Genomic DNA, 24813 nt, shown 5'->3' with positions numbered 1-24813 from the left:
GCCGCTTCCTTTTTTATTGCCTTACTGACGTTCATTTTCTGTCTGCCAACTACTGCGTTGTAATCTTTCATATCGACCATAGATATTTTCTGCCAGACACTCAAATGCGGAACCGCATTCATCACCATCATCGACAATTTCGGTACACTCAGTACCTAAACATACAACGGGTTTAACCATATCTTCTACCAGTATTTTAGTCTCTGGCGCAATCCCCGTCTGCTTTAAATCTGCATATCTGTCAACATGCTCCTTAATACCGTTCTTATTCAGATCTGTTACTGCATTGCCGTTTACCAATTCAACCAGATAGGCTCGACTGGTTCCGGTAGGAGGTGCACATTGGCTTGTACTCAGTGTGGCAGGCAAATAGGTGGTAAAGAACAAGCGATAATTCAATATTAATGGCGATGCCAATACTTTCTCACCGCCCGTTGCCAATTGAATCATCCAGCCTTTCTTCTCCGCAAAAGTGCTGGCTTCTATTTCTCTTTGGTTGTCATCACTGGAAGTCAGCAAATGCTGAGTGGCGTCATACAGATCAGCTGCGGTATATGGCACAGCAGGGAAGGTATAGTTTCCGTCAACATCAAACTCAAAAACGCCCTTGTCTTTTATCATATAGAAATAATCCTGAATAACCGTGTTCAAAGGGTGCGCACGATATCCACTACCCACAGCAACGGCATAATAATGCTCTTCTGCCAGGCTAATCTCTGATACATCGGGAGCATAATAAAAGCGGCGGTTATCAGCAGCAGAGCCATCAGAAGAGAAAGTTGCCAAAAGAGCGCCTGTCACCAAGTCAGCCCCACTCTCACCGTTGTGAATATCCAACCGGAATACTTGTCCTCCGGTATCAACAACGTACATGTGATCTGCAATACCATCATGATCCCTGTCAATTATGGATATACGAGCAGGAATACTATATTTCATATCCGCTAAATTCAGAGTCGCATCGGCATTGCTGGCACTCCACAAAAGAGCACCGGTATTAGCGTCAACCATGTACACCGCGTTACCCACCACATCAGGTGTACGAGTTTCCTTACTATCCTGATTTTCATCATAACCGCCACCAAAAATCATGACGTCTTTCACCGCAGTTCCAATTTTGACTTTGGTTAAGGTGGGTCTTGACCAGGTTTGTCCCAGTTTTTCAAATCCTGTACTACCTCCATCGATGATAAAGGCAACGCTTGGAGAGGTTTTACTTGTAATATCAAACACGTAGTAATTATTACCGCCACGGCGCATACCCAAATAGAGGTATTTACTGGTTCCGGTGTCACGCAATACCATATCGCCATCAAGGCCATAAATATGGTTAAAACTGGAATTATCCTGATAAATATCATACAGATTTGCCATCAGCTCCTTGGGGATCACCGCAAAGTTCTCTTCACCGGTGTCAGGATCGATGGAGTGCAAGAATCCATGATTGGTTGCCACCAATACCGCGCTGTCAGTATCAGAATAATTAACAATAACCGGCTGTGAATGAATGGGATCCCCCATTTGTAAACGCACATCGGTAGTCGAACCGTCTCCATCATCATCCAAAACATCCACCCCTCGCGCCCACTTCAATACGGCTTCGCGAGTTGCTGCAGGATCAGCTTCTGAGGCGACAGCTAAATCCAGCGCAGTAATATTGGTGTTATCTTCAGATACTTTATTGGCAGTAGAAACGATACCTCCGGTTCCTTCAAAGAAGTAGATGTTGCGCACCAAATCCAGCGTATTCGCTGCGCCCCCTCTTCTCACATCGTTTCCATCCGCCAAGACAGACCAGTAACTATGTGCATTCTCATCAAAAAAGCCGGTGTTATCATTCACCGCAGGCGCACCATTTTTATCTCTGACAACGTCACTATCCAGACGGTACTTTTTCAGATTGCCCGGCCACATCGTACCTTCTGCGGGCTTAAATAATGCGAAGTACAGCTCATCCTTGTGGGTTAAGCGGTTCAACTGGTTAACAGCGACACCGGGAGAAACGAAGGTTGCATTGACATCTTTTACATTCTTGATAATGGTTTGGAAAGCCGTCACCAGGTCATCACTATTATCCGCAGTGTAAAAACCGCCACCACTCTGTAATGCCAACTGATTCAAGAAGTTATTCGCTGTTGCATTGGCCGCAAAGCCAATCGTATGAGTTGTAACCCGAGTATTGATTTTTGATTCATCAGATTCAGAAATATTGCGTACCAAATCCAATCCACACTTTTCGCCGCCACTACCGGAACAAAATGCCCCCAATAGCGCTTCGATTTCGTCAACGCTGTGATTGTTATTGGCTTCACCGTCTGACAGTAGCACTATATGGTTATTGGTTTGGCACTGAAGATCGGTGATAGGCGAATTATAGACTGCGCCTGTAGGTATATATTCATTGATACAATCGTAGTCGCTGAGATTATCTTCGGTACAACCACTCGGTAATACGGAATCCAAACCTGTATAAGACAGACGATGACTAACCCGAGTGTTACGTCGAACCGTACTGCTTACGGTTGAATTCCCCCTGGTCAATCCGTAATACACAGGTAAACCACCATAGTAACTGGCAGCCTCATACAAGGTATCGACTATAGGGGTATAACCACTGGCACTTAACTCATCCACCTTATTAATTAAATGAGAACGTACTGTCGCGATAGAATTTGGCGTAGCATTGCCCTGATAACGAATGATCAACCTTGGTGCCCCTGAAGGCTTACCTTTATAGGAGTAGGCTCCACGATTACCCGCCATGGAAGACACAATAATCATCATATTGTTATTGGCAGCCCAATCACCTCGATTAACCACCTCTTGTATCACGGTAGTAATTGGCGGACTTTGGTACTTACTATTTTTGTACCATGCGGGAATATTGCTCCATGTCACGGAAGAAGTTTTGGCTTTGTTTTTTAACAAATAACGTGGATAAGAAGAGAAGTCTCCCGGATCAGCTTCATTGGCGGCACTGATCACAAATGAGGCGCCACTTCCGGTTCTATTTTGATATGCCGTAAATTCAACATAGGCATCCAAAATAGTGGCTCCCTGAGGAATGCCCACATTGTTAAATCGCATCCCAATATAGCTGTTGTAACTTGGGTTAAAAGTGAGCTCACTACCTGTCGACTGATAACCGTTAGTGGTTTCTTCCGCGTTGTTTGACTCAGATGCAACCTGATAAGCCAATTCCCCTTGAATACAACCCGTTGCCGTTAAATGGTCATACTCAATGACCAATTGAGGTGCCTTTCCGTTCCCGCTATCAATCGCTTCGGCAAGCCTGCCACTTGCGGGATCAGCACTGGATGAAGAGATAATAAAGCTGGCAGCATTACCACCACACCAGCCGGGTTGATCAACAATTTCTTGCAGCACCGCCGTTAAATCTGGCGTTGATATTTGTTCGTCAACATTAGGAAACTCGTTAGCCGTATTCCAAAGCACATTATTTGTGGTCAGTGTACGATTAGAAATGTTACTGGCAGTAGTATCAAAAGTGGCTGAGTTAGTCGTCAACTCACCACTAATTTGCATCGTCGTAACAGGAATATTGTTAGCATCAGAAACAAACTTCAAAGAAGCCGAGGATATAGTCGCGCCTTGAGGAATATTAACGTTCTGAAAACGAAACCCTGATGTTACCGTGTTGGTTCCCTGAGATAACACCAAAGAATTCGCATCCAGAGTCACCACACCGGAAACTTCATGTGCATCGTCGCTGGATTGGCTAACGCTCACTACCAATTCAGGTACCACAGGATCATCAATAGGTCTGATAGGGTAAAGCACAGGGCCACCATAATCAGAGAAGCGCATCAATCCAGCATTAACGTTTGTGGCTGAACCCAATACTTCTTTTAACGCATTCTGTACCCGCAACATGCGTGACTCGGTTCCACCATCCTTGTCTGTCATACTTCCTGATGTATCCATTATAAACAGCACATTCGGATCATAAGTCACTTGCTGCCCAGCCGTCCCCAGATATATTTCAAGATCATCGGCCCACACAGACACCGCAGTCATGGCTGACAATAATGCAGCAGAGGCACTGACGACTAACCGTTTAACTATAAACCTTTTGACAATTAACCCTTTGATTAACATATCTATAAACCTCCAGATTAATTGCTCGAAGCAGGGGCAAACACGGCGGCAGTTAAGGTATTTGCCACCGCATAACTTGACGTTGCCAACTGTCCGCAACCTCGAATCAGGAATACATGGCAACTGATACTGCTACCAGAAATCACATTGCTGGATCCCAAACAGGATTGTTCGCGAACAAAGGCCGTTTTTGACCAACTGGCAACACTCGGATTGCTGTTATAATCCCCCGCCACTACTTGTCGTACACCGCTCGTCAAACCCGCTTCTGTAATTTGTCTATCAACCCAATTAATAGTGTCGAAACAACTGAGATTCTGATTGGTTAAATCAATGGCATTCAGCTGGCGGGCTTCCGACAAAGGGTCGGTTAATGCAGCAGTGGTTAACACAACCTGATCTTCTGATTCAAACACCACTCCGGAAATAGCGGCTTCGGCAGCATCAAATGCCAAAGATTGTGTTTCCAGACTGCTTGCCATTTTACTTTGTAATAACCCACTGGTGACTGACGTTACCCCTAAAATGGTAAGGCTGAGTAATACCAGCAGAGAAAAAACCAAAACCAAACCTTGTTGCTTCATGTCTTTCTAGCTCTCACAAAATTCTTCATATTCCGAAGGGTCACGGTTGTTTCATACATCTTGTACAAACTGTGCCCCGGTGGGGTATAAACAGGTTCGTTCAGCAACTTGAATGAAGGAACCGGATCGATAAAGGCTTCACCATCCCCTTCAACAACCAATGCAATACGGATCGCCACAACATGACTTCCTAAAACACGTTCTGCTGAAAGTTGATCGGCAGTAACATAGTTTATCGGTCTCCCTGTATTGTCATTTGTGCCCGCATTAGCACTTATCCCGTACAGCACTTGAAAATTGAGCACGTTGTCTAACAAGGTAAATGCCGCATCACCATTATTTCCGGCTGCAACTTTTTGCCCTCTTAACACTCGCCCATCAAAGCCCCGGCATTTCAGCTTGTTGTCTTCAACGAAATATTCATTGACCACGTAAAACTCTTCATTGTCCAGATACCCTAACTTGTAACCCCGACAATCACGTACCCCTTGCATACCCACCACCAAGGTGTCATTACCACCGTTAATGGCCTGAACCGAGCCTAATCCCAGGTTATTAACGAAATCGTTCGGAATAACCACAGGATGGTTTTGCACAAAAGCGGATTCATCGGCAATATCAACCAAGGTATTTAAATTTGGATCCATCGGGTCATAGCGCCCTGTCATTAATAAATCGGAACGTAATCGATTGATAATAAAACGCCCACTTTCCTGACTTGATGCCAATGCCCGATTCAATCTATCGGTTACCTGATTACTTGCCATCATTTGCACCACTGCGGCAGAAATAAGCAACCCCATCGTGAGTGAGATCATCAACTCGACAATGGTGAATCCTTGCTGATGCATGGAAGGTAGTGTTCGACCAAAACGCCTCATAAAGTAACATCCAACACAACGCAGTCATGGGGGCTGAGCTCTCCCTCATTACATTCAGGATTTAATACACGCTCAATGTTTTGCCAATTTTGAACTGGCCATTTCAAAATAATGCTGTGTATTGAACCCGCACTGCAGGTATCCGCATCCAGAATATTATTGTCAGCACAGTTCACGTCTATTCTGATATTAGGGTTAGCGCTTGCCACAGAGCAGCTCACTTCATAAGCATCAAAAATGGCAAACTGAGCCGCTGTACATTGATTATTACGGCAATCAGGAATACTGGGCGGATGGCTTAAACAATGGCAAACAAAATTGGATGCGCTACTACCACAGGAAAGGTTTTCAAAGTTATAGATAGAATCGTCAAAATAACCATTATCAACCACCATTCCATTGCTCGCCGCTGACAACACTGCGTTGGCTCGAAGCCTCTCACTCATCTGCTGGGCTACCATTACAGCCTGCGAACGGCTTAAGGCATCAGCATTGGCAAATGTGCCAATAAATTGCAATGACGCCACGCCCAATAAACCAATAGAAAGAATGACCAAGGTAACCAGTACCTCGATCATTCCAATTCCAGATTGTTTATTTCGCACCTCGTACAGACGGTAAGACATCATCATGCTGTCAGATTCTCCAACCCCGATAAATTTCCAGATTCAATTACTGTTTCGACAAATTTTAGTACAAGGTAAGGGCAAATTGGTGTTGATAGGTTATTAGCAGGGGTTATTAGGTATAAATTTACTTGAAGCTGTTTTTACTTTTTGAACACCTAAACAGGAAAGGCATACACAGAAAAACAAAAATATAGTCATTTTAATTCAATAAGTTAAATTAAAATAAGACTATGGAAAGCGCCATTCAAACAAAGATAATTATGTAATATTTTTAATACCTAACCAGAATTCACAAATGCTCAAGCAAGGAAAGCAATAGCTAAATTTGAGAAGAAGTTCACAATAATTTTTCGCCAAAAACAGGGCTAAAAACAATGTCAAAAGGGAATCAGAGGAAATAAAGGGTTAAACACAATGATTTAGGAGGAGTGTTAGCCGGGATCAGAATAAGATCTGATAGTCTCTAATCATAAGAGTTTGCCAACAAAATCACTGGCAAACCCTGTAGTATCAATGTGATTTCAATCAGTGAGGATAACGCTAGCTCACTTGCTTAATGCGTAATTCTTTCGGAACCGCAAACTCAATGTTCTCTTCTCGTCCAAGGGTTTCCTGAACATTTTTAGCCCCAAGAGAAACCAGCTTATCCACCACGCCTTTCACCAGCACTTCTGGAGCAGAGGCTCCCGCAGTAACTCCCACATTCTCAACACCTTGCAACCATTCCACCTGAATAGCGTCAGAGTCGTCAATCAAATGAGCATGAGCGCCGATTTTCTCCGCCAGCTCTTTCAAACGGTTAGAGTTAGAACTGTTTTTCGCGCCAACAACCAGAACCAAATCACAATTGCCAGCCAGCTCTCTTACCGCATCCTGGCGATTCTGAGTCGCGTAGCAAATATCATCTTTTCTGGGGCCTTCAATATTAGGAAAACGAGCACGCAGCGCGTCAATAATGTCAGAGGTATCATCCACCGATAACGTCGTCTGGCTGCAATAATACAACAAGTCGGGATTCTTCACCTGCAGCTTTCCTACATCATCTGTCGATTCAACCAGATAAATGCCGCCCTCGTCGTTGTCGTACTGCCCCATTGTTCCTTCCACTTCCGGATGCCCTTGATGCCCAATCAAGATACATTCAATAGCTCGCTTGGAGGCTCGACTCACTTCCATATGCACTTTAGTCACCAAAGGACAGGTTGCATCAAACACTCGCAAACCGCGTTCATCAGCGTCTTTACGCACTTGCTGCGACACGCCATGAGCAGAAAAAATCACAATGCTGTCGTCGGGCACTTCATGTAATTCATCAACAAAAATAGCGCCCATATCACGCAAGCGATTAACCACAAACTTGTTATGAACCACTTCATGACGCACATAAATTGGCGGAGAGAAAAGCTCCAAAGCACGTTCAACAATGGTAATGGCTCGGTCAACGCCAGCACAAAAACCACGGGGATTCGCCAAATGAATATTCATAATGCCCTCATGCTCCAGACTTATTTCACTTCCAGGATTTCAACATCAAAAATGACCGTTTGCCCAGCCAATGGATGATTAAAATCCACGGTCACAGAATCACCAATCACTTCACGAATAATTCCCGGGATCTCAATACCGCCGGGTTGAGAAAAAGTGATAATCATTCCCGGCTCAGCTGGTGTATCTGCATCAAACTTGGCACGATCCACATGATGAATATTGTCGGGATTAGGCATCCCAAATGCATCTTCTGGTGCCAATGTGAAAGACTTCTTGTCACCCACACTCAAACCTAACAAACAGGCTTCAAAACTGGGTGTCAGATTACCATCCCCAATCACAAGCTTGGCTGGCTTATTGTGTACACGGGTACTGTCAGCCGCCGAACCATCCTGCAATTTCAAGTCGAAATGCAGCACTACTTCACTTTTGTCGGTTATCACTTGTTTATTTGTCATCTTCTTCATCAATAGGATCAGGGTTTTTAAAGGCATCCAGGATCAAAATCGCTGCACCCAGAAAGATCGCACTGTCAGCAATATTAAAGGCTGGCCAATGATAGTTTTGGTAGTAGAAATCAAGAAAGTCGATGACATAGCCATGCACCAGGCGATCAAACAAGTTTCCAATCGCCCCACCTAAAATAAGAGAAAAGGCAATAGGCAATAGAACTTGCTCTTTGCTGGTTTGACGTAACCACCACAAAATCAATCCACTGACAGACACCGCAATTAATGTGAAGAACCAGCGTTGCCAGCCACCCGCGTCACTTAAAAAGCTAAATGCAGCACCATAATTATGTACATGGGTAAGATTAAAAAATGGCATGATTTGAATAGACTGGTATAACTCCATGCCATCAAGCACCATAAATTTAGTGATTTGATCAATACCAAATGCGATGGCTGCAACCCACAGCCATCGTAATCCAGTCTCCTTAAACGCTTTAAGCATAACGACGCGATTCACCTTCGCCTTCAACGTTGTCGACACAACGCAAGCACAAATCCTCGTACTTATCGTTACTACCTACGTCTTCTCTGTGATGCCAACAACGCGCACACTTGGTTCCAGGCGCTTTGGTTAAAACCAATTTAACCTCAGCCATTTCAGTTTCAATCGCATCAGCAGGAGCCGCATCCAATGGCTGTACATCAGCCAAAGACGTTAACAGGACAAAACGCAATTCATCTTCCAGCTTCGCCAGTTGAGCACGGACGTCATCAGAAGCATACACAGTTACGGCTGCATCTAATGAACTACCGATAGTTTTGTCACGGCGAGCCTGTTCCAACGCTCTATTCACTTCAGTTTTAACCAACAAAATCTGTTGCCAATAACGGTTGTCGTAACCTTCCTGGGTTTCAGCAGCACCAAAACCCTCATACCATTCACCCGTGAAGACAAACTCGTCACGCTCACCCGGCAATTCCTGCCAAATTTCATGTGCAGTAAAGCTGGTAATGGGCGCCATCCAGCGAACCAGCGCTTCAGCAATATGATACAAAGCAGTTTGACATGAACGACGAGCCTGACTGTCGGTTTTCGCTGTATATTGACGATCTTTGATCACATCCAGATAGAAGCTACCCATTTCAACAGAGCAGAACTGCATCAGCTTTTGGGTAACATTGATCAGGTCATAATCGTTGTAGGCTTTGATAATCTCTTTCTGGGTATTTTTGGCACGTTCTACCGCCCAGCAATCCAACGCCACCATGTCTTTGCTATCCAACAAATCCGTAGCAGGATTGAAACCACTCAGGTTAGCCAGCAAGAAACGAGCGGTATTACGCACACGACGATAAGTATCCGCAGCACGTTTCAGGATTTCATCAGAAACGGCAATTTCACCACGATAATCGGTTGAAGCCACCCACAAACGCAAAATATCTGCGCCCATCTTGTTGACCACTTCTTGTGGCGAAACCGTGTTGCCCAATGACTTGGACATCTTGCGCCCTTGAGAGTCAACAGTAAAACCGTGCGTCAGCACTTCTTTGTATGGCGCTTCACCTTTAGCTGCGATAGACGTCATCAAGGACGACATAAACCAGCCACGGTGTTGATCTGAACCTTCCAGATATAAATTGGCAGATGCCGGAATATCATCGCGACGATCCACAACAAAGTAATGAGTCACACCTGAGTCAAACCATACGTCTAACGTATCGGTTACTTTGGTGTACTGCTCGGCGTCATCACCCAGTAATTCGGCGGTGTCTAAATCCCACCATGCCTGAATGCCTTTCTGTTCCACCTGCAAAGCCACTTTTTCAATCAGCTCGGCGGTGTTTGGATGCAAGTCACCTGTGTTCTTGTCAATGAACAAGGCAATCGGCACACCCCATGTACGCTGACGAGAGATACACCAGTCAGGGCGGCCTTCAACCATGCTTTCGATACGACCTTGACCCCAATCAGGGATCCACTTGGTTTCTTTGATCGCAGCCAAAGACTGCTTACGTAAACCTTTTTTGTCCATGCTGATAAACCACTGAGGCGTAGCACGGAAAATAATCGGGGTTTTGTGACGCCAGCAATGCGGATAACTATGCTGATAAGCATGATGATGCAACAAGTTGCCTTTTTCTTTCAGCACTTCAACAACGTGGTCATTGGCTTTAAATACGTGCTCACCCGCAAACAGCTCGGTGTTTTCCATATATACGCCGTTGGCACCCACCGGGTTAGCCACTTCCAATCCATAATGTTTGCCGACATTAAAGTCGTCTACACCGTGCCCAGGAGCTGTATGAACCAAGCCCGTACCGGAATCAGTGGTAACGTGATCGCCCAGGATAATAGGCACATCAAAATCATAGAATGGGTGCTTAACGCGCACATTTTCCAAATCGGAACCTTTGGCAAACCCCAGATTGTGATAGTGCTCAACGCCAAAACGATCCATACAGGATTTCACTAGCTCGGAAGCCACAATCAAACGGCGTTTCTTGCCTTCGATTTCGACTTGAACCAAGGCATATTCCAAATCAGGGCTAACGGCTACCGCACGGTTGGCAGGAAGTGTCCAAGGCGTGGTTGTCCAGATAACAACTGAAACATGACCTTCACCAGTATGACCTTCAGGATGCTTAAAGCTTTGTACCAGCTCATATTCATCAACCGCAGGGAATGCCACATCAATAGCAGGTGAAGTTTTGTCTTTATATTCCACTTCCGCTTCTGCTAACGCGGAACCACAGTCAGTACACCAGTGAACAGGTTTGAAACCTTTTTCCAGATGCCCGGATTCGGTGATTTTACCCAGCATACGGATAATGTCGGCTTCCGATTTAAAATCCATGGTTTTGTAGGGTTTATCCCACGTACCAAGCACACCCAAGCGGATAAAATCAGCTTTCTGCAATTCAATTTGCTGATTGGCATATTCACGGCACTTTTCACGGAATTCAGCTGTACTAACCTTGTTGCCCGGCTTACCTACTTTCTTTTCTACCATCAATTCAATAGGCAGACCGTGGCAATCCCAACCTGGCACATAGGGTGAGTCAAAATCAGACAGTGTTTTAGATTTGATAATTATATCTTTGAGGATCTTGTTCAGAGCGTGACCAATATGGATCACACCATTCGCATAAGGAGGGCCATCGTGCAAAACAAAAGGCGTCTTGCCTTTTTTAGCTGCGCGAATTTTTTCGTACAAACCTTTCTCAGTCCATTGTTTGAGCATTTCAGGCTCGCGCTGAGACAAGTTGCCTCGCATTGGAAACTCAGTTTCCGGTAAGTTTAAGGTGTGTTTGTAATCGCTCATGTATCCTCAAATCCACAACTGATGAATGTGTGCTAATTCAGTGCCTTGCCAAATTAGCTTGAATGAAATTAATGTACTGACAGAAAAACGGTTTTTAATTTTCTAGCGTCAAATGCGCTTGTAACCAGTTTTTCGCAGTCTCTGCATCTTTTACGATTTGTTCCTTGAGCAACTCAAAGGAATCAAATTTTTGTTCATCTCTGATTTTATGGTGTAGTTCTACCACTACATTTTTGCCATATAGCTGATCATTAAAATCAAAGATATGTACTTCCAACTGGGAACGTACACCATTTACAGTGGGTCTATTGCCCACGTTTGCAACACCAAAATAACGCGTTTCATCAGAAACAAAGGTGTTGCGAGTTACACGGTCTCGCACTAATCGCACGACCACTGCAAACACTCCCGTTACCGGAGAATTGCATCGGTGCAGAAGCACATTGGCGGTGGGAAAACCAATACTACGCCCCCGCTTATCGCCGTGTACCACTTTGCCACTAATACTAAAAGGACGCCCGAGAAAAGCAGCAACCTTTTCCAAATCGGCATTCAGCAATGCGTCTCGAATAGCCGATGAACTGATTCGATTGTCTTTGTGCTTCAAACTGGCAGTATCAACAACGTCAAAACCAAATTTTTTGCCAGCTTCTAATAGCATAGCAAAATCACCGGTTCTGCCACGCCCAAAACGAAAATCGTCACCCACTACCAGATATTTCACACCCAGTTGTTTAACCAACAACTGTTCCACAAAGAAACCCGCTTCCTGAGCGGCAAATTTGCGATCGAACTTTACGCAAATCAGTCGGTCGATGCCCAGTTCCTGCAATAAGGTGTATTTTTCACGTAGCTTGCTCAATCGAGCCGGAGCCGTAGACGGAGAAAACAATTCTTCAGGTTGAGGCTCAAACACCATCACAGTAGAAGGCACGCCCAATTCTCGTGCTTTCTCTATGACCTGTTTTAAAACAGCGCGATGTCCCAGATGAACACCGTCGAACTTACCGATGGTCAGAACACAACCATTGTGGCTGCTATTTAGATTGTGTAACCCTCGAATCAGCTCCAAGCCAGACCTCTTAATATTTAACCCGGGAAAATTTGCCGCCATCAAACAAGATTGCTCATAAAGCCATCAACGATTGATACTTTCATGCAAAAAATCCGACGGATTATAACTAACCTTCAAAATAGATACAGCCTGCACACAGGGAAAATTGAATTTGAACCCAAAGAAATTACGATTAAACAGGCATTGGCGCTAATTTACCCAAGGGTTGCTCTAACGATGCTGGCGGTTCGGTAAACCACTGAGCTCCTTTCTCACCCATATATAGACAATCTTCCAAGCGCACACCAAATTCGCCCGGTATATAAATTCCCGGTTCATTGGAGAAACACATACCTAATTGCAAAGGCGTTGTTTCGCCATGAACAAAATTTACGCTTTCGTGAGTTTCCATGCCAATGCCATGACCAGTTCGATGTGATAACCCCGGCAGTTTGTATTCGGGGCCAAATCCTTGTGACTGATAAAACGCGCGAACGCTATCATCGACCTTACCGGCGGCAGTGCCAATTTGCGCTTTTTCAAACGCGATCATTTGCCCCTTATGCACTGTATTCCAGATTTTACGCTGCTTGCTATTTGCCTCACCAAAAACAAAGGTACGACTAATATCAGAGCGATAACCATGCACAGTACAGCCGGAATCCATCAGTACCACAGAACCTTCACGAATTGTCTGCTCCTCTCTTGTGCCATGCGGATAAGCACTGGCTTCATTAAACAATGCCAACGCCCAAGCGCCTGAGCCTCCCAACTGCGACTGAGCTTGCTTCATTAAGCCAACTACCTGGCTTTGGCTCATACCCACCTGCAATTGCTGCCACACATGCTCATAAGCCTTTAATGTGACTTCATTGGCTTTATGCATCAGTTGTAATTCATGCAAGCTCTTGTACATTCTGCAACCGCGAGTGACAGGCTCTGCACTGACATGCTCCATGTCGGACAACTCCGCCATCACGCCTTGCAATACAAAATAACGCACGCTCTCTTCAAAAGCGATTTTGCCTTTGTTGATACCGCGATCTTTAAGAATGGCTTTAACCTGTTTAAACGGGCTTTCGTGTTCTTGCCAAACACGCACATCTTTGCCCACTTGCAAAGTTTCGCGAATGCTGGGTTCTTCAAAGAATGGACAAACTACAGCCACTTCACTTTGCTGTGGAATGATCAGCGCAGTTAAGCGCTCGCTTCGCCACCACTGAATACCAGAGAAGTAATCCATCGCCGCCCCCGGTTCTAATACCAAGGCAGCAATATTCAAGCTTTTCATGATTTCCTGCGCTTTTTTAATACGCCGAACTCTTTCATCTGAGCTAATCGGTTCAATACCCGTAGTGATCGATTCCAAGGAAGACAAAGACGATGGCTTTAGTGCGTTTTCACTCGAATGATTCGAAGCCGCAAGTGCAGTTGCCGGAAGCACAGACGAAGCAAGGCTCAACCCGGACAGTTTCAGAAAATCACGTTTATTCATGCTTAAAAAGCCTTTTTTCGAAGTTCACTGTATTTAATTCTACGTATCAGCTTGTACATTAGCCTGAACAGCCTGCAAATGCCTCAAACGAACACCAAGAAGCAATAACACAGAAATAAACACCGTAGCACCAATTAAAATCAATAAGCCTAACTGCCATACCTGCTGACGCCAATGCCACTCATACCATTGCGTCATATCCGGCAGAAAATACATAACAGCAGCCACCATGCTGACACAGGCCAGCGCCACTCTAAACAAAAACATCAAGGTTTCAGAAGACACCTGATACACCCCATTCCGATGCAGTTTTTGATACAACAACGCCGCATTCACCGTGCCCGATAACGCCGTAGCCATTGCCAAACCCACATAACCAAAGGGTATCGCCAAAATCAGATTAAACCCCATGTTGGCCATCATGCTCCAAATCCCATATTTCACAGGCGTTTTCGTATCCTGACGAGAGAAAAAACCAGGCGCCAGCACTTTCACCAGCATAAAACTCAATAAGCCTGTGGAATACGCCATCAAGCTGTAAGAAGCAAAGGTCGCAGTTTCAACGGTAAAAGCCCCGCGCTGGAATAACACCAGCAGCATAGGTTCAGCCAGCACAAATAAACCTGCGGCAGCGGGAATCCCCAATATGCTAACCATACGCACGCCCCAATCCATATTGGCAGCAAACTGTTTACTATTGTCGGACACAAAATCTCGAGACAAGGTGGGCAAGATAACGGTGGCAATCGCAATACCAAACAAACCAAGAGGAAATTCCAGTAAACGATCCGAGTAATACAACCAGCTAATTGATCCCGTTACCAAAAAACTCGCAATCAAAGTATCAAACAACAAATTAATTTGGCTGACCGACACCCCAAACAAAGCCGGGATCATGAGCTTTCTTACTTTAGTCACAGCAGGATCATTCCAGCCCCATTGCGGCTTAACCAACACACCCGCACGTTTTAAATAAGGAATTTGAAATAGAAATTGAATACAGCCACCAAAGAACACGCCCCATGCCAGGGCATAAGCAGGTTCAGCGAACATTGGCGACAGATAAATTGCACACGCAATAATAGCGACATTCAACAATACAGGCGTAAACGCCGCGACAGCGAATTGGTTCAGGGTATTAAGAATCGCCCCGGACAGCCCAACCAAGGTAATAAACCACAAATAAGGGAAAGTGATCCTGAGCATACTGGCCGCTAATTCAAACTTGGCTCCATCCTCTCCCCCTTGCAGATAATCAAGGAACCAACCCGTACCAAAAAGCGCAGCCAAAACAGGAGAAGCGATAACGCCGATCAAGGTCACAACCGTCACAATTGTACCTAATGTGCCGGACACACGAGCAATAAACAGACGTAATCTGTCTCTGTCACCCTGCTCTTCAACTTCGGTCAGTACCGGAATAAATGCTTGAGCAAAAGCCCCTTCAGCAAATAAGCGACGTAAGAAATTAGGAATTTTATTAGCGAAGAAAAATACGTCAGCAGCAGCATTAGCTCCCAATAAATTAGCGACAACCACATCCCGAACCAAACCAAGAACACGGGAAATTAATGTCATAAAGCTAACAATCAGGCCTGACTTTAGAAGTTTTTTAGACAAGGTAACATTCAATCTGAAGAAAAATCTGCGCCTATTATGTCGACACAAGTATGTCGACACAAGATCCCGCTGTAAACCAATTAAAATAAAGGCTTCCCAGCCTTTCATATTCAATTCACCTGAAAAAATTTGAAAGTTTTTTAAATTGTTTGTCAACGCAATGCAAGCTGACCCGTTTTAACCAGTGAAGACCATTAAAACCGACTCTCGGAGAAAGATTATGAAAACAATGAACAAAAATGCCATTTCAGCTTTGTTAGCAGCACTGACCGTTACCACCTTGATTGCAGCTCCCATTGTACATGCCAAAGGACGTGGTCATGGAGGCCATCATGGCGCTAACACAGAATTCGCTTTTAGCCGTTTAGACACCAGTGGTGACGGCAATGTCGATAGCAGCGAATTAACAGCTCAGGCTTTAGCGCGTGCAGAAAACATGTTCAACCGCAAAGATGCTAATGATGACGGCTTTTTAAGCCTTGAAGAAGCCACCACAGGCCGCAGAGGTGAAGCCCCTGACCATTCAGATATTGCAGCCGACATTATCCAGTGTGTGACCGACCTGAAAGCAGAAACAGGAAACGACAATATTATCATCCCGGATGCTGATCTGTTTCAGTCTCCCGAAGACAGATTCAGTGCCGCAGATACCTCTGGTGATGGTGTATTAGACCTGACTGAAGTACAGGCCAAAGCCACTGAAAAGGCCACAGAAGGATTTGCTCTGATGGATGCTGATAGCGATGGTTTGGTTACGCTGGAAGAGTTCACTGCTCACCGTGAAGTGATGCATGAAACACATAATGCTGTGAGACATTGCATTCACGAACTAACCAGTGCAGAGAATGTGATCTAACGATTTCGGGTACGAAACTAACTGGAACATTCCCGCAAAATCTCAAGGACGAGATTTTTTAGCTCTACCAACCTTTCATGCAATCATACCGTGTATAAACAAAGCCTCACTATTGGAGGCTTTGTTTATATTAGACAGCAAGACAATCAGAAACTTACATTTTCTCTAACGTCTCAATACCCAACAAGCCCAATCCCACTTTCAAGGTATTCGCCGTTGCCGCCGCCAACATTAAGCGACTTTGCTTCAACGACTCGTCAATCCCCGGTTTCAAGATCGGGCAGGCTTCGTAGAAGCTCATAAACAAGCTGGCAAGTTCATACAAGTAAGTACACAACACATGAGGCGTCGCTTCCGCTGACACAGTGTTAATGGCTTCCACCAACTGCGTTAACTTAACCGCCAAAGCATGTTCCTGTGCTTCCTGTAAGCTAATCTCAGCATTCAGGCTGGCTGCATCTACGCCTGCTTTTCTAAAAATACTGACAACACGCGTGTAGGCGTACTGCAAGTAAGGCGCGGTATTACCCTCAAAGCTCAACATGGTGTCCCAATTAAACACATAGTCAGTGGTACGGTTTTTACTTAAATCGGCATATTTCACCGCACCGATACCAACGATACGAGCCACTTGTTTGCGCTCTTCTTCAGATAGATCCGTAGAACGCTCAGCAATCAGTTTTTCCGCACGCTCAACGGCTTCATCCAACAAATCAGCTAACTTGATTGTGCCACCGGTACGGGTTTTAAATGGCTTGCCATCACTGCCCAACATCATACCAAAGGGGCAATGCTCGTAAGTGGTTTCAGGACGGGAGAAACCAGCCTTACGGCCTACTATTTCAGTCTGTTTAAAGTGCAAAGCCTGACGCGCATCAGTAAAAATCAGGTTACGGTCAGCTTGCAGATCGAAAGAACGGTATTTCATCGCAGCCAAATCGGTTGTGGCATACAAATAGCCACCACCGGATTTTTGTACGATATACGCTGCGGGCTTGCCTTCTTTGTCTTTCATTTCGTCAATGAACACCACTTGCGCGCCTTGGTCTTCCACTGCAATGCCCTGCTCTTTCAACGACGTGATAACGCCCGCCAGTTCAGGGTTGTAAGCACTTTCGCCCATCACATGTTCACGTTTCAGGGTCACATTGAGCTTGTTGTACACTTCTTCGCTATGAGCAATAGATACATCAATAAACTGCTGCCAAAGGGTCATGCATTGTTCTTCGCCGCTTTGCAGTTTAACAACATATTCACGGGCACGATCCGCGAAACCATCTTCTTCATCAAAACGCACTTTGGCTTCACGATAAAAATGCTCCAAATCTTCCAGTGCCGTTTCCGCGACTTCCTGCGCAGCCAATTTGTCGCTCAAATGCGCCAGCAACATGCCAAACTGCGTACCCCAGTCACCCATATGGTTTTGGCGAATGACCTTATGGCCTAGAAATTCCAAAACACGTACCACAGCGTCGCCGATAATGGTCGAGCGCAAATGCCCAACGTGCATTTCTTTCGCTAAATTAGGCGAAGAATAATCAACCACTACAGTTTGCTGCGCTTCTTTTTCCATTCCCAAATGAGCGTCAGACACCATTGCAGGTATTTGCTTGGCCAGGAAACCATTCGACAAATGGATATTGATAAACCCAGGCCCTGCGATTTCCAACTTGTCAGCGACGTCGTCCAATTCAACCGCAGCAACAATTTTCTCGGCGATATCACGCGGCTTTTGCTTAAGCATTTTGGCAAGCGCCATAGCACCGTTAAACTGATATTCACCAAATTCAGGTCGGGTACTGCGAGTCAAAGGCGCTGGCGCATTTTCTGGCGCATCAATAGCCGCCAGTGCAGTTTTAAATCTTGCTAATAATAATTCCTGAATATTCATTGCTGCTTAGTGTTCCCTGGTTGTATGGAAATTCACGTCAGGATAACGTTCCTGAGCCAAAGACAAATTCACCATGGTTGGCGCAATATAGGTAAGGTTGTCACCGCCGTCCAACGCCAAATTAGATTCATTTTTACGCTTAAATTCAGCCAGTTTCTGTTGGTCATCACAGTACACCCAACGGGCAGTGGCAACATTGATATGCTCATAAATCGCATCAACATTGTATTCCGACTTCAAACGCGACACGACCACATCAAACTGCAACACACCCACCGCACCAACGATCAAATCGTTGTTCATCATGGGGCGAAATACCTGAACCGCACCTTCTTCAGAAAGTTGGATCAAGCCTTTCAACAGTTGCTTTTGCTTCAATGGATCTTTTAAGCGAATACGCTTGAACAATTCTGGCGCAAAGTTAGGAATACCGCTAAAGCGGAATTTTTCACCGGAAGTAAAGGTGTCACCAATCTGAATCGTGCCATGGTTATGCAAACCAATAATGTCACCGGCATAAGCTTCTTCCAGCAAGGAGCGATCACCCGCCAAAAAGGTCAAGGCATCGGCAATACGCACATCTTTACCAATACGCGGTTGATGCATCTTCATGCCTTTTTCGTATTTACCCGACACAATACGGCAAAACGCCACGCGGTCACGGTGCTTGGGATCCATGTTCGCCTGAATTTTGAAAATGAACCCACTGAACTTGGGCTCGGTCGGCTCAATAAAGCGTTCATCGGTTTCACGGCCTTGAGGCGCAGGTGCCCATTCGGTTAAGCCATCCAACATGTGATCTACACCGAAGTTACCCAATGCTGTACCAAAGAATACTGGCGTTAGCTCACCATTTAAGAACTCTTCCAGGTTAAACTCGTGAGAAGCACCAAGCACCAGTTCCAACATGTCGCGCAATTCTTGTGCGTAAGTACCAATGGCTTCATCCAACTCTGGGTTGTTTAAACCTTTAATAATGCGGCTTTTTTGAATGGTATGACCTTGCCCGGTTTGGTACAGAGTGGTTTCGTCACGCAACAAGTGATACACGCCTTTAAACTCTTTACCCATGCCAATGGGCCAGGTAATAGGCGCACATTTGATGTTCAAAACATCTTCCACTTCATCCAGCAACTCGATGGGATCGCGAATATCGCGGTCGAGCTTGTTCATGAAAGTGATAATCGGCGTGGTACGCAAGCGCGTAACTTCCATTAATTTAATGGTACGTGCTTCTACACCTTTGGCGGAGTCGATAACCATCAAGCAGGAATCAACGGCGGTTAAGGTACGATAAGTATCTTCCGAGAAATCTTCGTGCCCCGGGGTATCCAACAGGTTAACCAGCTTGTTGGCATAAGGAAACTGCATTACCGAGGTTGTCACCGAGATCCCACGCTCTTTTTCCATTTCCATCCAGTCAGACTTGGCGTGCTGACCAGACTTTTTGCCTTTGACCGTACCTGCTTTTTGCAAAGCATTTCCGAACAACAGCACTTTTTCAGTAATGGTGGTTTTACCAGCATCGGGGTGAGAAATAATCGCGAATGTTCTTCTCTTTGAGACTTCTTTCTCTATTGAGGAATTTGACATCAAATAAAATCTTCTAACTATTTGTTAATTAACAAAAAATATCAAAGTCGAACAAGCAAATTCTAAACATTTTGGCATTCCAAAAGCGGTGAGTGTTCAACTGATCAAAATGAAAGTGCGGATTTTAATAGAAAAGTGAGCAAATTACTCTCTGTTTGAGAGAAAAGTATAATTTTCAGGTATACAAGGCAATATTCAGTGGATTTAACCTTTTTCAAAGGCTGATAAAAAAAGGCGAGGCACTAAGTCCTCGCAAATAACACAACGGGATTCTTTACATTAATTTTCTTCTAGTTATTACCTCGCAATGCGTATATGGCAGGCTGATTGATATATCGACGCAAGGGCCAGTAGCAAGCCAGCAACATAATGCCTGCGACCAGTGTTAAGGTGATGAGGAAAATAATGCTTGTCTGGGTTTCAGAAATATCAATTTCACTAAGCTCTGAAGCAAACCCGATATACAAGCCCAATAATGCGATAACACTCAACACTGCACCGTAAATAAACGCTGCGAAATTATCCTTAACGATCAACTTGACCAGATCCTTACGCTTGGCACCAATTGCCATACGTGTGCCCAATTCAAACTGACGTAGTTGAGTGCTGTAACTCAAAATACCGTATAGGCCAATAGCCGCGAGGAAGAAGCTCAGCACAACCAGGGCTGCACTGGTAACTGCAGTTGTATATTGAGTAAACAGCAGTGAATCTCGCTTTTCTTCCCATGAACTCATAGCGTTATAGTTCATCTGATTACCACTGCCCACTTCATTGATGATACGAATCACTTCTTCCGCCGGAAACTCTTGCCCTTCGGCATGTTTAACCAGCAATTTCAGTCGATATTTATCTTGTGGCCAAGGGTAATAACTACGCATGGGAACATCTTCTTCACCTGGAATTTTAATGCCTTTGACAATACCAATGACACGTTTCGGCTCATCATTATTAACTCGAATGCGCATACCTAGTGCACTGGTGTAAGGCGCTAATTTACTGGCATATACATGATTAATGATAATGACGTTGTCGCCGTCTCTAACATTAGCCGCAGAGAAAATATAACCATCCATCAGAGTTTGTCCGACTAAGTCAAAATAATTTTCATCCACAGGTAGTGACTCAACCAGCAAAGTCTCATTAGTATCAACAATAGTTTGTGATGGTGTATCAAACATATCCATGGGTGAGTAAGCATTACTGACACCTTCAATTTGTGGCAGTTCAGCCAGACGATGCTTTACTTCATCAATGGTAGGAACCAATGCCTGAGCAGAATCAGCCCAGCCATTGAGATACACCGTTGTCATGCGTTCCGTGTCGAACCCAATCGATTGATTAATTACTCGTGAGGCCTGATTGAAAATGCTAAAGCTGACGAAAATCAACACAGTAACCACTGTTACCTGACTCACAATCAAGATCTGGCGAATGTTACGTGACACCTGAGCACTGGTGCCTTTACCACTGGTTTGCAAGCTGGCATTCAACTTACGATAGTTGATCATGTTGGCACTAAACCAGGCAAATAATAAAGCTGTCGATAACGCAATCAAAATGGCTGAGGTCATCGTAAATAAATTGATAGAGAGTTCATCGACACGAGGCAGCTTTTTCGCAAGGAATTCCTGCATCACGTAAAAACCATTATCAGCAATGACAAGCGCAATCATCACAGAAGCCGCCATTAATAACCCAGCTTCTGCGAACAAAAGTTTATATATATGACGTTTTTTCGCTCCAAGAACAGCATGAATAGCCAAATGGCGCAGCTTTTCCGCGGTACGGGAAATAAACTGATTAGCAATATTGGCAATGGCAATCACCAGCAATCCGGTAACACTTGCTAACAACAGCCATACAGTCTGTTCAACATCCTTAAGAATGGCTGACTTAAGCGTGTTGAGTTTCATGACAATATGAAAGCCTTCCAAAAAGCCAGCACCGACCACTTCACGCTGAAAGGTTTCATCAATGTTTTGAGTTAGCGCTTGCTCTATCTGACTAATGGTTTTATCAGACGCAAGCTTACCAAAGAAGAACAATCCTGGATGTGCACCTAAATAGGTATTGCGACGATCCTGCGCCACAGGATTAAAATCCCAAGGCATGAAAATATGTGTTTTTTGCCCAATGGCGTCTATTTGAGGTTCAATGAATGACGGAGAAAGTACCCCGATAACACGATAGTTGGTATCCCAGAAACGTACCGTTTTTTCAAGAATATCCGGGTCAGAAGAAAACAGTTCCACCCAAGCTTGGTAACTCAACACTGCCACAGGATTATTAGAACCCAACTCTTCTGTTTGTTCAAAGGTACGTCCCAACGCCATTGTCGCACCTAATAACTGGAACCATTCAGGATTGACGTGAGTCGTGCGAATAATAGGTTGTAAAGGATGTTGATTAAGTTTCTGTTCCGAATAAAAGCTCAGTGCTACGTCGCTAAAGATGCTTTTGTCTTTGTACAATTCCATAACACTGGGATAGGTAAAATGGCTACCCAGCAACTCACCATCGCCATCAATGTACAAATGTTCTAATTGATATAAACGATCCTGCTCAGGATAAGGCAAAGGGCTTACAATCAACACGTAAGCTAAAGTCAGAGCACACAGCAAAGCACCAATAGTAATACTCATGGTAGAGACAACCATTGAGACAAATCCCGGCTTTTTTTGTAAGCTGAAACATGCCTGCTTTATCCAGTACATCAATCGGGTCATGGATTCACTCCGACGGGAATGGCAGATTCACTCGCATCTTTTCCCTTTAATGTTGCTGACGTTTCAGGGGCAGTCAGAATCGTGCCATCCAAAAGCTTTAATTGATTACGAGCCATATCTGCATAGCGTGGATCGTGAGTTACCATACATATCGTCGTGCCGTTTTGATTCAACTTGTCCAGAATCGCCATAACCTGATCACCACTTTTGGAATCCAGGTTTCCGGTTGGCTCGTCCACAAGCAAAATAGCGGGGTTGGCAACAAGCGCACGAGCAATGGCAACACGCTGTTGTTGTCCACCTGACAACTGGTTGGGTTTATGCTTCAAGCGATGCCCCATATCCACCAGCTTTAAACACTCCACAGCACGATCATAAATAGTCTGCTCACTGAGATTTTCATCGCTATATCTCAATGGTAAAGCAACATTATCCAACACGCTTAATTCATCAATCAGATTGAAAGATTGAAAGATAAAGCCAATTTTCTTATTTCTGATTTCAGCAGCTTGATCCAGGGTCAGATTCGTGACATCAGTACCTTCAATCAAATACTGACCGCCGCTTGGCGTGTCCAACAAACCCATAATGGATAACAGCGTCGACTTACCGCAACCAGAAGGCCCAGAAATAGAAACATAATCACCGGCTTTAATGCTCAGGTTAATATCTTTCAGTGCGTAGGTCTCCACCTCTTCAGTTTCAAAAACTTTTTGGATGGAATTCATTTCTAGTTTGATGCTGCTCATGAGGTGCTACCTGTACTTAGTCTTTCTTAAAATTTGATATCCAGGGATGTTGTACCTTTCAAATTGGACAAATCCGAGACAATAAACTGTTCATTGGCTTTGGCTCCTGCGACGATTTCCATATAATCACCCGCACGGCGACCGAAGCGAATATTTTGAATATCAGCCGTTCTATCCTCTGGATCAATGCGATACAAATCAACACTGGAATGAGGCTGAACCTTTGCAGGACGCTTGATATAGGTCACATTCGCCAAGGTATCGGCAATAATAGTGGCATCAACATTTAACTGGGGACGAACACTTGAAGGTAAGTCATCAGGCAATGAAACTTCGATAATCACGGTATTATCTTCAACAATAGGGTCAATACGAGACACCATGCCATCAATGTTGTCACGACGAGTGCTGATCACCACTTTTTGTCCAATACTGACATCTTGAGCCTGACTTTGTGGAACACGGATCAGCGCAACCAAATCAGTGGTGCTGCCAATTAACGCGATTTCCTGACCTATATCCAGACTTTGCCCCTGCTCTACAGACAAGCTTTGCAAAACACCATCAATACCAGCGCGAACCACCAAATCATTCAATCGAGTTTGTTTGGTTTCCAATAAGCCTTCTTGCTGCTTCACTTTTTCCAGCTCAATATTGACAGACTCCTCATGAACCAGAGTCAACTGCTCGATACCTTCTTTCAAAATGTTCAATTGCTCTTGAAGCTGCTGCTCTTCCAGAATCGCTTCTTGTAAATTAATGTCTGAAACGATGCCTTTTTCATTTAACTTGGATTTAGCTGCACGATTCAGCTTGGCCTTTTCCCAGTTGGCTTTAATCTCAGCCAAATGCATGGTTTCTGACAACATTTCACGTTTGTTGCTTAGCTTAAGTTGACGCAAATTCGCCTGAATTTGGGTTAATTGCATACGAGCACTTTCGACTTCCTGAGTTAATTCAGGATTTTCCATGCGTACAATAACGCTGTCGGCAGTTACGGGAGCACCGGGCTTTAACACAATTTCTTTCACTGTCGCACGGGAAGATGAAGTAATAAGCTGCTGCTTATCAGAACGCAAAGTGCCATAGCCATTGATGATAACGTTCAGATCACCCTTCATGACTTTCTCAATCAAAATATCGCTACGCTGAATGGAAGCCGTACTCGCGATACCTTTAGCCCAAATAAACAAAGCAAGTACAACAATAGAAGCTGCGCTGACAAGCAAGTACCTTTTACTTAATTTATATTTGTTTTGCTGTGGGGTTTTGATGACGTCCATCTGAACTCTTGCACCTTAAACGCGAATGTTAATATTAGGCCTGAGAATGAAAAGTTCATTTTAGAAC

Annotated in this window: 17 protein-coding genes; 1 reads left to right on the top strand and 16 read right to left on the bottom strand. The window is 44.5% G+C overall.

Features of this window, described 5'->3' with window-relative positions; all coding sequences use genetic code 11:
- Nucleotides 1-21: 21 nt before the first annotated feature.
- The 11 genes from KIH87_RS06485 to murJ all read right to left on the bottom strand — a co-directional run bounded on the left by KIH87_RS06485 (nt 22) and on the right by murJ (nt 15645).
- Nucleotides 22-4119 carry a pilus assembly protein PilY gene (locus KIH87_RS06485; RefSeq protein ID WP_408635794.1) on the bottom strand — a complete coding sequence of 1366 codons (4098 nt, stop codon included), beginning with the start codon at nt 4117-4119 and terminating at the stop codon, nt 22-24.
- A gap of 17 nt (nt 4120-4136) precedes the next feature.
- Nucleotides 4137-4703, bottom strand: a complete 567-nt coding sequence (locus KIH87_RS06480; RefSeq protein WP_232360718.1) for a PilX N-terminal domain-containing pilus assembly protein — start codon at nt 4701-4703, stop codon at nt 4137-4139.
- Nucleotides 4700-5584, bottom strand: a complete 885-nt coding sequence (locus KIH87_RS06475; protein WP_232360717.1) for a PilW family protein — start codon at nt 5582-5584, stop codon at nt 4700-4702. The genes KIH87_RS06480 and KIH87_RS06475 overlap by 4 nt, the downstream gene beginning before the upstream one ends.
- The gene (locus KIH87_RS06470) at nt 5581-6162 is read right to left on the bottom strand and encodes a PilV family protein (protein ID WP_232360716.1); all 582 of its coding nucleotides are present in this window, start codon (nt 6160-6162) and stop codon (nt 5581-5583) included. The genes KIH87_RS06475 and KIH87_RS06470 overlap by 4 nt, the downstream gene beginning before the upstream one ends.
- Before the next feature lie 591 nt (nt 6163-6753).
- Entirely contained in the window at nt 6754-7698 is a 945-nt protein-coding gene (ispH, locus tag KIH87_RS06465) for a 4-hydroxy-3-methylbut-2-enyl diphosphate reductase (RefSeq protein WP_232360715.1), read from the bottom strand.
- Between the two features lie 20 nt (nt 7699-7718).
- Complete coding sequence (gene fkpB, locus KIH87_RS06460; RefSeq protein WP_232360714.1) at nt 7719-8159, bottom strand: FKBP-type peptidyl-prolyl cis-trans isomerase; 441 nt, start codon at nt 8157-8159, stop codon at nt 7719-7721.
- Complete coding sequence (gene lspA, locus KIH87_RS06455) at nt 8149-8655, bottom strand: signal peptidase II (protein ID WP_232360713.1); 507 nt, start codon at nt 8653-8655, stop codon at nt 8149-8151. The genes fkpB and lspA overlap by 11 nt, the downstream gene beginning before the upstream one ends.
- On the bottom strand, nt 8648-11476 hold the full coding sequence (gene ileS, locus KIH87_RS06450; RefSeq protein WP_232360712.1) for an isoleucine--tRNA ligase: 2829 nt from the start codon (nt 11474-11476) through the stop codon (nt 8648-8650). The genes lspA and ileS overlap by 8 nt, the downstream gene beginning before the upstream one ends.
- 94 nt (nt 11477-11570) lie before the next feature.
- Entirely contained in the window at nt 11571-12548 is a 978-nt protein-coding gene (gene ribF / locus KIH87_RS06445) for a bifunctional riboflavin kinase/FAD synthetase (RefSeq protein WP_232361437.1), read from the bottom strand.
- A 175-nt stretch (nt 12549-12723) separates the two neighbouring features.
- Nucleotides 12724-14025, bottom strand: coding sequence for a M24 family metallopeptidase (locus KIH87_RS06440; RefSeq protein WP_232360711.1), 1302 nt, complete (start codon nt 14023-14025; stop codon nt 12724-12726).
- A gap of 39 nt (nt 14026-14064) precedes the next feature.
- Nucleotides 14065-15645, bottom strand: a complete 1581-nt coding sequence (gene murJ, locus KIH87_RS06435; protein WP_232360710.1) for a murein biosynthesis integral membrane protein MurJ — start codon at nt 15643-15645, stop codon at nt 14065-14067.
- A 220-nt stretch (nt 15646-15865) separates the two neighbouring features.
- On the opposite strand from murJ, the gene KIH87_RS06430 reads away from it, so the two are divergent.
- A complete protein-coding gene (locus KIH87_RS06430) occupies nt 15866-16501 on the top strand; it encodes an EF-hand domain-containing protein (protein ID WP_232360709.1) in 636 nt (211 codons plus the stop codon).
- A gap of 154 nt (nt 16502-16655) precedes the next feature.
- Here the strand turns inward: KIH87_RS06430 and argS are convergent, their stop codons facing one another.
- The 5 genes from argS to KIH87_RS06405 all read right to left on the bottom strand — a co-directional run bounded on the left by argS (nt 16656) and on the right by KIH87_RS06405 (nt 24746).
- Entirely contained in the window at nt 16656-18392 is a 1737-nt protein-coding gene (gene argS, locus KIH87_RS06425) for an arginine--tRNA ligase (protein ID WP_232360708.1), read from the bottom strand.
- A gap of 6 nt (nt 18393-18398) precedes the next feature.
- Nucleotides 18399-19985, bottom strand: coding sequence for a peptide chain release factor 3 (prfC, locus tag KIH87_RS06420; RefSeq protein ID WP_232360707.1), 1587 nt, complete (start codon nt 19983-19985; stop codon nt 18399-18401).
- Nucleotides 19986-20275: 290 nt separating this feature from the next.
- On the bottom strand, nt 20276-22714 hold the full coding sequence (locus KIH87_RS06415; protein ID WP_232360706.1) for an ABC transporter permease: 2439 nt from the start codon (nt 22712-22714) through the stop codon (nt 20276-20278).
- Nucleotides 22711-23463, bottom strand: a complete 753-nt coding sequence (locus KIH87_RS06410) for an ABC transporter ATP-binding protein (protein ID WP_232360705.1) — start codon at nt 23461-23463, stop codon at nt 22711-22713. The genes KIH87_RS06415 and KIH87_RS06410 overlap by 4 nt, the downstream gene beginning before the upstream one ends.
- 26 nt (nt 23464-23489) lie before the next feature.
- Nucleotides 23490-24746, bottom strand: coding sequence for an efflux RND transporter periplasmic adaptor subunit (locus KIH87_RS06405; protein ID WP_232360704.1), 1257 nt, complete (start codon nt 24744-24746; stop codon nt 23490-23492).
- Nucleotides 24747-24813 lie beyond the last annotated feature (67 nt).

The organism is Paraneptunicella aestuarii (assembly GCF_019900845.1).
GTDB lineage: Bacteria > Pseudomonadota > Gammaproteobacteria > Enterobacterales > Alteromonadaceae > Paraneptunicella > Paraneptunicella aestuarii.
The sequence above is the reverse complement of the archived record's forward strand: the minus strand, read 5'-3'. Positions and strand labels throughout refer to the sequence as shown.

Excerpts from the sequence above, each read along its gene's own strand:
- KIH87_RS06485 (WP_408635794.1), bottom strand. The coding sequence starts at position 4,119 with ATGTTAATCAAAGGGTTAATTGTCAAAAGGTTTATAGTTAAACGGTTA.
- KIH87_RS06480 (WP_232360718.1), bottom strand. The coding sequence starts at position 4,703 with ATGAAGCAACAAGGTTTGGTTTTGGTTTTTTCTCTGCTGGTATTACTC.
- KIH87_RS06475 (WP_232360717.1), bottom strand. The coding sequence starts at position 5,584 with ATGAGGCGTTTTGGTCGAACACTACCTTCCATGCATCAGCAAGGATTC.
- KIH87_RS06470 (WP_232360716.1), bottom strand. The coding sequence starts at position 6,162 with ATGATCGAGGTACTGGTTACCTTGGTCATTCTTTCTATTGGTTTATTG.
- ispH (WP_232360715.1), bottom strand. The coding sequence starts at position 7,698 with ATGAATATTCATTTGGCGAATCCCCGTGGTTTTTGTGCTGGCGTTGAC.
- fkpB (WP_232360714.1), bottom strand. The coding sequence starts at position 8,159 with ATGACAAATAAACAAGTGATAACCGACAAAAGTGAAGTAGTGCTGCAT.
- lspA (WP_232360713.1), bottom strand. The coding sequence starts at position 8,655 with ATGCTTAAAGCGTTTAAGGAGACTGGATTACGATGGCTGTGGGTTGCA.
- ileS (WP_232360712.1), bottom strand. The coding sequence starts at position 11,476 with ATGAGCGATTACAAACACACCTTAAACTTACCGGAAACTGAGTTTCCA.
- KIH87_RS06440 (WP_232360711.1), bottom strand. The coding sequence starts at position 14,025 with ATGAATAAACGTGATTTTCTGAAACTGTCCGGGTTGAGCCTTGCTTCG.
- KIH87_RS06430 (WP_232360709.1), top strand. The coding sequence starts at position 15,866 with ATGAAAACAATGAACAAAAATGCCATTTCAGCTTTGTTAGCAGCACTG.
- argS (WP_232360708.1), bottom strand. The coding sequence starts at position 18,392 with ATGAATATTCAGGAATTATTATTAGCAAGATTTAAAACTGCACTGGCG.
- prfC (WP_232360707.1), bottom strand. The coding sequence starts at position 19,985 with ATGTCAAATTCCTCAATAGAGAAAGAAGTCTCAAAGAGAAGAACATTC.
- KIH87_RS06415 (WP_232360706.1), bottom strand. The coding sequence starts at position 22,714 with ATGACCCGATTGATGTACTGGATAAAGCAGGCATGTTTCAGCTTACAA.
- KIH87_RS06410 (WP_232360705.1), bottom strand. The coding sequence starts at position 23,463 with ATGAGCAGCATCAAACTAGAAATGAATTCCATCCAAAAAGTTTTTGAA.
- KIH87_RS06405 (WP_232360704.1), bottom strand. The coding sequence starts at position 24,746 with ATGGACGTCATCAAAACCCCACAGCAAAACAAATATAAATTAAGTAAA.